We start from the raw sequence: 10,165 nt of genomic DNA, 5'->3' as shown, positions 1-10,165 counted from the left end.
GACGGTCGGCGCGGCCGGGGCGGCGGAGACGACCGGCCGGCCGACGCCCTCATTGGCCGTCCTCGGCACCCGCAGCCGCCTCTATCCCGACAGCGCCCGCCTGATGGGCTGGGACGTGCGGGAGACGGGTCTGCGCATCGTGCTGGGCGCCGACGTGCCCGATCTGGTGGAGGCCAACGTCCGAGCCGACGTCGACGAGTTCCTCGCCGGCCACGAGATGGTGCGTGGCGACGTCGCGTTCTGGGTGGCCCACCCGGGCGGCCCGAAGGTGCTGGAGGCTCTCCAAAGCTCGCTCGACGTCGACCGCGAGGCGCTGCGCCTGACGTGGAACTCACTGGAGCGCGTGGGGAATCTGTCGTCGGCGTCGGTCCTGCACGTGCTCGCCGACACCCTGCGGGAGCGGCCGCCTGCGGCGGGCAGCCGCGGCGTGCTGCTGGCGATGGGTCCGGGCTTCTGCCTCGAGTGCGTGCTCCTGGAGGCCAGGTGACCCCGGTCCTCTTCACGGTGATCGTGGCCCTGGTCGGTCTTGAGCGCCTGGCCGAACTCGTGGTGTCCAACCGCAACCTGGCCTGGGCCCGCGAGCGCGGCGGCCAGGAATACGGCGCCGGTCACTACCCGGCCATGGTGCTGCTGCATACCGGCTTCTTGGCGGCAATGCTCGCCGAGGTCTGGATCATGCGGCCCCCCGCGCCGGCGTGGTGGGGGGTCGCGTTGGCGGGCGCGGTGTCGGCACAGGCACTGCGGTGGTGGTGCATCCGCACCTTGGGGCATCGTTGGAACACCCGCGTCGTCGTGGTGCCGGGACTGCCCCTCGTCGACTCCGGCCCGTACCGTTGGTTCGCCCACCCCAATTACGTGGCCGTCGTGCTCGAGGGAGTGGCGCTGCCGCTCATCCATGGCGCGTGGTGGACGGCCGTCGGATTCACGCTCCTCAACGCGGTCCTGTTGCGCACGCGCCTGCGGGTCGAGAACGCTGCCCTGCAGCAGGCGCCGTCGTCGCCCGGCGCCCGGCCGGCCGCCCGCGGTCAATGACGCCACGGCGGTGAAGGACGTCATCGTCATCGGCGGCGGGCCGGTGGGACTGGTCGCGGCGATCCACGCGGCCCGTCGCGGCTTGTCCGTCACCGTGCTCGAGCCGCGGGGCGCCCCGATCGACAAGGCGTGCGGCGAGGGCATCATGCCGCACGGCGTTCGGGAACTCGACGCCATCGGCGTGCGACCACCCGGTATGCCGATCCACGGCATCGTCTATGCCGACGAGCGCCGCTCGGTGCGGGCACCGATGCGTTCGGGTCCGGGGCTCGGGGTGCGGCGCACGGCGTTGCACCTGGCCCTCACCGAGGCGGCTCGGGGGGCCGGTGTCGAGACCCTGGCCGCCGCCTCGTCGGGGGTGGCGATTCACGAAGGCCGGGTTGAGGTGAGCCTGGGGCGAACCGGGGAGCTGCTGCGGTCCCGCTATGTGGTCGCGGCGGACGGACTGCACTCACCGACCCGTCGTGGCCTGGGGGTGGACCGGCCGGTTGGATTGCGGCACAAGCGTTTCGGACTGGTCACGCACGCGAGGACGTCCGAAGTGCCCACCGACGTCGAGGTCCATTGGGCGCGCGACTGCGAGCTCTATGTCACCCCCGTGTCCGAGGATGTGGTGGGTCTGGCCGTGCTGTCCGAGGCCCGAGCCCCGCTGAGTGCCAAACTGCCGGAATTTCCGAGTGTGCTGGCACGGGTGGATCGAGGCAGCGTGCAGGACCGGGTGCTGGGCGCCGGGCCTTTCCGGCAGCGGTCCGCCCGGCGGGTCGTCGGCGGCCGCGTGCTACTCGTCGGGGACGCCGCCGGTTATGTCGACGCCTTGACCGGGGAAGGATTGTCGCTCGGGTTCGCCCAGGCGCGCTTGGCGATCGACTCGCTCGTTTCCGGACGGGTGCAGGGCTACGAGACGGCGTGGCGCCGCACCGTCCGCGAGCCCACCGCACTGACCGGCGGGGTGCTCCTGGCCTCTCGCTGGGGTCCGGTGCGGTCCGGCATCGTGCCTGCAGCCGTCGCCCTGCCCACCGTGTTCGAGGCCATCGTCAACCGGCTGGCCGGGGCGCCGGCGCATCCGAGCGCTCGATGAGGTAATCGATCGGGGTGCAATGTCCGTTGTTCGAGCCCTCGGCCGAGCAGGCGGTGATCCCCACGTGGATCGGTCGCAATGCCCTGATGGTGAACAGGTCGCCCGCGACCGTGGGCGGCGGGTCGATGTGCAACTCGCCCTCGGGGTCGGTCCACACGTTCATGAAGACGTTGAGCGTGGTGCCGATGTGGCGCGCGTCGACGCCGACAGGCGCCAGCGCGGCAACCAGATTCGCGTGACACGAGGGGTGGGCTGCGCCGCCCAGGTGCGGGTAGAGGATGTCGAAGGTGTCCTGACTGCACGGCGTCAGCGTCATATCGTGGACTCCGACCGTGTCGCGCGTGACAGCCGCCAATCGCCGGCTCGTGGAGCTGTAGAGGATGGTGCCGGTGCTGGGATAGATCGTGTTGCCGTAGTCGGTCGTGCGACCGGCCGAGAAGTGATCCTCGACGTCCTCGACGTCCACCAGGTAGAGGTCGGAGACCTGCTCGCCGACGGGGTCGATGAGCGTGAGCTGGTCACCCGTCTCGAGACGGACGTAGGCACCCCGCTGGGCAGGGATACGTTCGCGGTCCCCTCCGCCGGACTCCGGCGTCCGGGGCGTCAGCTTCCCGACGTAGCGGCTGAAGGCTGGATTCATGGTTCTCTCTGTTGTCCCGATCCCGGCGACGATCGTCGTCCGGATGGCGGAGCGGTCTAGAGGTCGACCACCGGTGCATCTGAGTCCTTGGCCGGGTCTTCCTTGCCCAGCGCGCCCTTGGCCACCTGCACGAGCATTCCCAGCTTGCCCGGGGACTCCCAAAGCTGAGCGGTGTCGCCGCTAACCTCGAGCAACGCGCTATTGGGATCGTCCGGACCGCCCTGCATGAACGCCGAGGCCGAGGGGTCCCACAACTCCTCCAGCTTTGCGCGATCCTGGTTGAGGCTCGCAGTCCCGGAGAGCGAGACCCAGCCCTTGTCGCTGGCATACGACACATTGACGCGCGGCTGCCGGGAGATGGCCGCGACCTTGTCGCTGTCGGCCTCGGTGATGAACCACACCGTCGCCGGGTCGTCGAAGTCCTGTGTGCCCATGGGCGTGCTCACCAAGCGTCCCTGCTCGTCCTCATAGGTCAAAATGGCGATCCGCGTGGCCTTCATGACCTCGGCGATGGTTTCTCGATCCGACATGACAGTCCTTTCATCGGGCGACCCTCGCACGGCCGCGCGTCAGGTTGTGTGCACGCTACCGCGCGCGCTCGGCAACGAGACTCGTTGTGGGCCAACGAATCCACGATCGGTCGCCGTTCGCTGTCGAATCGGCGGACGTGGTCGGAATCCCTTCCCTAGGGATGTACCGCGAAGCGACTCGAGGTGCTTTGGTGGGCAGGACACCCGTGTCCACCGCAGCGACGTCACGATGGGGACGGGACGGCCATACCGTGTCGGCACCTCATGTCGTGCCGACCCGCAGACCACCCGACCACCAGACCTGCCGCGGGCGTGGGCACCCCCGACACAGTCATCTCGATCTGGGCACACTGGCGCCGTGGAGTCCGATGTGTCGCCGAGCCGGCAGGTGCTGCAGCTGGCGATCCCGGCGTTCCTCGCACTGATCGCGGAGCCGCTCTTCCTGCTCGCGGACACGGCGATCGTGGGTCACCTCGGGACGGCGCCGCTGGCGGGACTGGGGCTGGCAAGTTCGGCGCTCCTGACGGCGGTCGGTGTCTTCGTCTTCCTCGCCTACGGCACAACCGCGGTCGTCGCCCGGCAGTTGGGTGCCGGCAACGTGCGGGCGGCGATCGCCGCCGGCGTCGACGGCACCTGGCTCGCCGTGGGGTTGGGACTGGTCGTCGCGGCGCCTCTCGCGCTTGCGGCGCGGCCGGTATGCCGGTGGCTCGGGGGCGAGGGGGCGGCGCTCACCAACGCCGTCGGCTACTTGCGGATCGCCGCCTTCGGCATCCCGCCGATGCTCGTCGTCATGGCCGTCACCGGGGTGCTGCGCGGACTGCTGGACACGCGCACGCCGCTGGTGGTCAATGTTGTCGGGGCCGTGGTCAATGTGGTCCTCAACGTGCTCTTCGTCTACGGATTCCGTTGGGGCATAGCGGGTTCGGCGATCGGCACACTCCTCGTCCAGGCCGGTATGGCGAGTGCCCTCGTCCTCGTGCTGCTGCGGCATGCCCGCGCGGACGACGCTCCCCTACGCCCCCACCCGGGGAGGGTGCTCGCGGCCGCGATCGACGGCATACCGCTGCTCGTGCGCACCCTGGCGCTACGCGCCATCCTCCTGCTGACCACCTGGGTGGCCGCGGGCCTCGGCGTGGTGCCGCTTGCCGCCCATCAGGTGACGGCGACCATATGGTCCTTCCTCGTCTTCGCGCTCGACGCCATCGCCATCGCGGCGCAGGCGCTCACCGGCAGGGCCCTCGGTGCGGGCGACGCGCGCTCGGCGCGGGAGCTGACCTCGCTGATGATCCGATGGGGTATCTGGAGCGGGCTGGCTGTCGGTGTGGTGGTGCTGGCATTGCACCGGGTGCTGCCCGCGCTCTTCACAGACGACCCAGGGGTGCGCGCGGCCGTCGCGGCCGGGCTGGTCGTTGTCGCTGTGGGACAGGTGCTTTCGGGCTTTGTCTTCGTCATCGACGGGGTCCTCATCGGGGCCGGGGACGCCCGCTGGCTGTCGATGTCGATGTGCCTGGTGCTGGTGGCATACCTTCCGATGGTGCTGGCCGTCCGCGCCTTCGCCCCCACCGATCCACCCCTCGCGATCACGTGGCTGTGGGTCGCGTTCACCGGCTTCATGCTGGTGCGCGCGGTGTTCCTCGGCTGGCGCGTGCGCTCCGATCGCTGGATGGTGCTCGGGGCCGGCCGCTGATCCCACACGCCGGCCGGCCAACGGAGGTGAGAACGGCGATCGTCCAGGTCTGCACGGACAGGGGGCGCTCGCGGACAACCGCGGCGGACGGGTGCTGAGCCACCGGTTCGCGCACGCGTGTGGCTCAGCCGGCCGCGCGGAAGGACGTGGGCGAGACACCGCCCTGCGCCGCAGGCAACCTGCCCTGGGGCGACCCCTCAGTCCTTGCGCGCCGCGCGGATCTGGCGGATGCGCTCTGGCGGGACAGCGCCATGTTGGCCCAACTGTCCGGCGCAGGAGGTCGGTGAGCGCATCTCCGCCCGCACCAGGCCCAGTCCAGGGGGTCGAAGCCGTGGGCCGGCCCAGGTTTTCGGATCGCTGACATCGTCGTGGACGACGAGCAGTATGCCGCCCGGCGCCCGGCAATTCCCCCGCGCCGGACCCTGGGCGGCAGCACGTCAGGCCACGCCGGTAGCCGCTTCGCGACGGGGATCCCCGGCGGCGAAGAGGACACCGGTCGCGCTGCGCGCCGCCCCGCCCACACCGCCGAAGAACATCGCGTGCGGCTCATGCTCGTTCGCCGGCAGTCCACACGCGGCGATGGCCGCCCGGATGTCGTCGTCCCTCTCGAACTCCACCCGCGTCGGCTCGCCGCGGACCACCCGCACGTGGGCCCGCGGGGCAGCGATGGCCTCGCCGAGCGGCATACCGATCAAGCAGTGGCGGGCCAGGACCTGCATGAGAGCCGTCGTGATCCGGTCGGCACCCGGACTGCCGATTGCGAGGACGTCGCCGCTGTCGTGGTGGGCGACCGACGGCGCCATATTGGACGCAAGCCGGGTGCCGGGGGCGAGGACATGCAGCCCGAGCCGGTTGAGTTCGGGCTCGCCGAGACAGTTGTTGAGGAGCAGTCCCGTGCCAGGAACCGTTGCGCCAGAGGAGTATCCGCTCGACGCCGTGATGGCGCAGCCGAGCCCGTCGCTGTCGACGGCGGACACGTGCGCCGTCGATTGCGACGTCGTCAGGCCGGCCACCCCTGCGCGCCTGACCTCCTCGAGCATGTTGTAGCCGTCCTCCTCGAGGTCGGCGGAGAAGTCGTGGACCTCGCTGCGATAGGTCAGGACGTGCCTTTGCACCTCGATCGTGTCCACCCACGAGAGGCTGCCGCGGCGCGCCATTTCGCTCAGCATGACGGCGAGCATGGGGCCGCCGACGCTCGGGGGCGGGTTGGTCGCGATGTCCCAGGCGCCCAGGCGCTGACGCAGCGGTTCGCGCACCACCGGCCGGTATGCCGCGAGGTCGGCTGCCGTGATCAGCCCACCCTCTGCGGTGCACGCCGCCGCGATCCTGCGGCCGATCTCGCCGGTATAGACGTCCGCGGCTCCATGCTCGGCGATCCGGGCCCAGCTGTCGGCCATGTCGGTGTCGATGAGCAGGTCGCCGGGCTCGAGCGCACTCCCGTCCTCCCGGGTGAGCGCCTGGTGCGTATCGGCGTCCCAGCCGAAGAGATTGTCGACCGTCAGAGCGAGATAGCTGGCTGCCGCCGAGCCGAGTCGAAAACCTTCTCGCGCAGCCTTTTCCGCGGGTGCGATGGCCTGAGCCCAGGCGCCGGACCCGTGCCGGTCATGGGCGAGTTGCAGGGCCGACAAGGCGCCAGGGATCGCGACCGAACCATATCCACCGAAGACGGTGATGCCGCCCCCGTAGTTCAGGTGGAACTCACGCAGCCCCTGGCCGAACCGGGCTGGGTCGAGGCCCCGGCCGGGCATCTCCACGTTGCCGTCGATGGTCTCCGGCTCGCCGCCGGCGGGCCAGATCGTCACGAACGCCCCGCCCATCGGGCTGACGACGCCCGGCTCGGTGGTCATGGCAACGCACATAGCGGCGATGGCCGCGTCCACCGCATTACCGCCGGCCCGCACCGCGGTCAGGCCCGCATCGACAGCAGCGGGTCCGGTGGCGGCAACGGCGACATGGTCGGTCATGGGGCGATTCTGCCCGACCGGCGCGGATCGAAGCTGTCGCCCGTCACGAGCTGGGCCTCCCGCATCCCGGGCCGTGACCGCGGCATACCCTGAGATGCATGCTGCTCGGGGAGGAAGTGCTCTTGCTCGTCACCGACGACACGACGGGTCGGGCGCCGGCGCTGTCGCAGCATCTCGATGTCGTCATTGGCGGGTCGCTATTCGCCGAACTCACTCTGCGCGAACGGATCACACTCACGCCGCACGAGCTCGGGTGGCGCGAACGTGACCGAGTCCAGTGCTGTTGGAGCGGACGACCGAGGACCGCATCCTCGACGAGGCGCTCATCGACATCAGCGCACGAGCGGGCAAGAAGCCAAGGGACATATTGACCCACTGGGGCATGGTCGGACGCACCAGGCGGTGGCGCAAGGAGCTGTATGCCCGGCTGGTCGCCCGTGGAATTCTCGGCGAAGGCCACGACAAGGCGCTCGACATCTTCAGATGCACGACGCATGTCGAAGTCGATCCGGGCCCCGAGCGCGACGTCCGGGCTCGGCTCAACGCGGCCCTCTTGACCGACGAGGTGCCCGATCCGCGCACCGCCACCTTGATCGCCTTGCTGGTGGCGGGCGACCTGCTCTCCAAGGTGCTCTCACCCGAGACCGACAAGAAGGCCGCCAAACGGCGCGCGCACGAGATCGCCGAATCTGATTGGGCCGCAAAGGAAGTTATGCGCACGATCCAGCAGATGCGGGGCGCCGCGGCAGCAGGCGGCGCGGGCGGCGGCTGCCGAGCTCCCCCCGTCGAGATGTCGATTCGACCCCGGCGAGATGTCAATAGGACCCGGCCGACATGTCAATGGGTACGACGCGGACGGTCAAGAGGCCGGCGCGAAGGGGAACTCGGCCAGCACGTCATACAGCGGACGGCCCTGCCGACCCTGGCCCAGGCGCGACTGGACCAGGCAGGCGGACTCGGCGACCCAGCCGGGCGACTCATACCCCTGCAGGATGCGGATCCAACGCGTCGCCTCCGTCGGACGGCGCAGGCGGGCGACGGTGACATGCGGGTGGAACCGGCCGCCGTCGACGACCACACCCGCGAGACCGGCGGCGTTGCGCGCGGCCCGCGCCACGTTGCCGAGCCACGGCTCGGGCTCGGCGGCGGCGAACAGGACGCGGGCGGCATACGGATTGGGGAAGGCGTTGCCGCCGCTCAGCCGCATCGCTGCCGCCGGGAGGGCCGCGCAGCGCTCCGTCAGCGCCTCGGTCAACCGGTCCAGCCCGGCCTCCCCGACCTCGGGGAGGAAGGCGAGCGTCAGGTGCAGGTGCTCCGGATCGGTCCACCGCAACTCGGCACCGGCGTCTCGGCGCGGCCGCAGGAAGTCGGTCAGGTTCTCGACCACCTCAACAGGCGGGATGATGGCCACGAAGAGACGCATGTCCCCAGTGCACCATCCCGCCACGAGGCGTGGTGGCCAGGGCCGGCACTTTTCCGCCCAGTGCCGGTTCCTATCGGTTCGCAGCGGAAATGTTGCGATGCGAACCGCAATGAAGTGGCACTGGGCGGAAAAGTTCAGCTGCGGACGCGACTACCGCACGACCCCGTTCGCGTTCACGATGCCGAAACCGTTGAAGCCGTTGCGGTCGGTGGTACCGCGGCAGATGGCGGTGTAGGTCTCGTCGCGGTCCTCGTTGAAGTACTCCTGGACGCCGCCGGCCGGGCAGGCGTGGTCGGTGGCGGTCTGCGCCATCAGCCAGCGGACCGCGCCGGGCTTCATCGTCAGCCCGTCCGCCGACTTGTGGCCGTGCGCGCTGACGGCCAGGGCGGCGACACCGGTGGCGTGCGGGGCCGCCATCGACGTGCCCTGGAGGTACTGGTAGAAACCACACCGGTCAGCGCCCGGGGCCGGATTGGCCGTGCAGGCCTTCTTGACGCCGAGTTCCTTGCCGAGCGGGGTGATATTCCCCTTCGGGTCCACCGCGCCCTCGGCCTGCAGCACCCGCCTCGGGGCCGAGGAGAGGATCATGTTCTCGTTGGTGCGGTAGGTCGCGGTGCCGAAGCCGTCGCGGTACCAGCCGCCCGGAGCCGAGAACTCGATCTCGGTCGAGTAGACCTCGGTCGTGTAGTTGGAGAAGTCGGACTTCGTGCCCGATGGGCCGAGCGAGGAGATGCCCAGCACGTTCGGGCCCTCGGTCGGCAAGGTGACGCAGCGGCTGTTGAAGATGGTGCGCCGGTGCGGCTCGGCGCCGTAGTCGGGGCTCGAGACGTCCTGGCGTGGTTTGGCCAGGTCGTCGTGCTGGTTGCCCAGGGCCGCCACCAGCGTGACGTTCTTGCTGGTCGCGTACTTCAGCGCCCGGTTCATCGTCGCGATGACCGTCTCCTGCTCCCGCGCCTGCGCAGGCGTGTCCTCCGGAGCACCGCCGGTGCAGTTGTAGAGCCACGGGTCGACGTAGAACGACATATTGACGACGTCGAGTCCGGTGTTCGCGGCATACGTCAACGCGTTGGATACCGGGCCGAGGAAGAAGTAGCCGCTGTCCTGCCCGCCGCGGATGTTGACGATCGTCGCCTTGGGCGCGACGCCGCTCAGGCCCATGCCGTTCATCGCCGCGGCGATGGTGCCGGCGACATGCGTGCCGTGGCCGTTGTCATCGACGTTGTTGGGGTCCTTGCACGAGGTGTACTCGCACTCTCCGTCGACATCGGTCATGTCCGTGGTGAAGTTGCGAGAGAGGCGCCGGTCGAAATTGGCGGCCAGGTCGGGGTGGCGGCCGTCGACGCCGGTGTCGAGGATCCCGACACGAACCCGTTTGTCGCCCAGCGTCTTCTGGTGCGCTGCGCCTGCCTTGATCATGTCCATGCCCCATAGCCAGCGGTCCAGCGGGTCGCCGCTGTACTTCGCGTCGGCGCGGTCGGAATCGCTGGTGCCCCGTTCGGCGGCGGGGGTGACGCGGTTCTCCTTCTCGACGTCCGACGGCCGGGGTGCGGCGCCGGGGGAGCGGCCGATGGCCCGGTCTCGGGCTACGCCCTGGACTCCGTCCATCCGGCTCGTGTCGTCGACGAACGTGCTGCTGGTCGTGTCGAGGCTGATCAGCCCGATATCGGTGTTGACATTGGTGATCCGCGCGCCGCCGGCTGCGAGGCGGTCGGCGATGGCCTGGGCGTCGGCGCCCTCGCGCGCGAGCACGATATACGATCCGGCGGCAGCGAGCTCGGCGGTCGGGGCGGCGGAGGCGGTTCCGGCGGTGG

Annotated in this window: 9 protein-coding genes and 1 pseudogene; 5 read left to right on the top strand and 5 right to left on the bottom strand. The window is 70.1% G+C overall.

The features are described from left to right. The 3 genes from BN11_RS23470 to BN11_RS06330 all read left to right on the top strand — a co-directional run. The coding region (locus BN11_RS23470; RefSeq protein ID WP_327152838.1) for a 3-oxoacyl-[acyl-carrier-protein] synthase III C-terminal domain-containing protein at positions 1-487 on the top strand (487 nt) is incomplete at its 5' end. Next, positions 484-1,032 (top strand): isoprenylcysteine carboxyl methyltransferase family protein, encoded by a 549-nt coding sequence (locus BN11_RS06335; protein ID WP_048695909.1) that lies wholly within the window; start codon positions 484-486, stop codon positions 1,030-1,032. The genes BN11_RS23470 and BN11_RS06335, both read left to right, overlap by 4 nt. 10 nt (positions 1,033-1,042) lie before the next feature. Beyond that, positions 1,043-2,110 carry an NAD(P)/FAD-dependent oxidoreductase gene (locus BN11_RS06330; protein WP_048695905.1) on the top strand — a complete coding sequence of 356 codons (1,068 nt, stop codon included), beginning with the start codon at positions 1,043-1,045 and terminating at the stop codon, positions 2,108-2,110. Here the strand turns inward: BN11_RS06330 and BN11_RS06325 are convergent. Further along, the gene (locus BN11_RS06325; protein ID WP_083433579.1) at positions 2,067-2,750 is read right to left on the bottom strand and encodes a DUF1989 domain-containing protein; all 684 of its coding nucleotides are present in this window, start codon (positions 2,748-2,750) and stop codon (positions 2,067-2,069) included. The two genes, BN11_RS06330 and BN11_RS06325, sit on opposite strands and share 44 nt — an antisense overlap. 56 nt (positions 2,751-2,806) lie before the next feature. Continuing rightward, entirely contained in the window at positions 2,807-3,280 is a 474-nt protein-coding gene (locus BN11_RS06320; protein WP_048695903.1) for a pyridoxamine 5'-phosphate oxidase family protein, read from the bottom strand. A gap of 358 nt (positions 3,281-3,638) precedes the next feature. Here BN11_RS06320 and BN11_RS06315 point away from each other — a divergent pair, with 358 nt between their 5' ends. Beyond that, complete coding sequence (locus tag BN11_RS06315; protein ID WP_048695899.1) at positions 3,639-4,967, top strand: MATE family efflux transporter; 1,329 nt, start codon at positions 3,639-3,641, stop codon at positions 4,965-4,967. A 437-nt stretch (positions 4,968-5,404) separates the two neighbouring features. Here BN11_RS06315 and BN11_RS06310 read toward each other — a convergent pair whose 3' ends face one another. Beyond that, on the bottom strand, positions 5,405-6,931 hold the full coding sequence (locus tag BN11_RS06310; protein WP_048695897.1) for a gamma-glutamyltransferase: 1,527 nt from the start codon (positions 6,929-6,931) through the stop codon (positions 5,405-5,407). A 98-nt stretch (positions 6,932-7,029) separates the two neighbouring features. On the opposite strand from BN11_RS06310, the pseudogene BN11_RS26050 reads away from it, so the two are divergent. Then, a pseudogene (locus BN11_RS26050) lies at positions 7,030-7,652 on the top strand (GOLPH3/VPS74 family protein); the annotation flags it as partial. Positions 7,653-7,790: 138 nt separating this feature from the next. On the opposite strand, the gene thpR reads toward BN11_RS26050, so the two are convergent. Both thpR and BN11_RS06300 read right to left on the bottom strand, forming a co-directional pair. Next, the gene (gene thpR / locus BN11_RS06305; RefSeq protein WP_048695895.1) at positions 7,791-8,354 is read right to left on the bottom strand and encodes an RNA 2',3'-cyclic phosphodiesterase; all 564 of its coding nucleotides are present in this window, start codon (positions 8,352-8,354) and stop codon (positions 7,791-7,793) included. A gap of 150 nt (positions 8,355-8,504) precedes the next feature. Next, positions 8,505-10,165, bottom strand: a 1,661-nt coding sequence (locus tag BN11_RS06300; RefSeq protein WP_083433576.1) for a S8 family peptidase, incomplete at its 5' end; no start/stop codon positions are given.

Source organism: Nostocoides australiense Ben110, from assembly GCF_001050535.1.
Classification (GTDB): domain Bacteria; phylum Actinomycetota; class Actinomycetes; order Actinomycetales; family Dermatophilaceae; genus Nostocoides_A; species Nostocoides_A australiense.
Note: the sequence above shows the minus strand (reverse complement) of the source record. Positions and strands in the feature narration are given on the sequence as shown.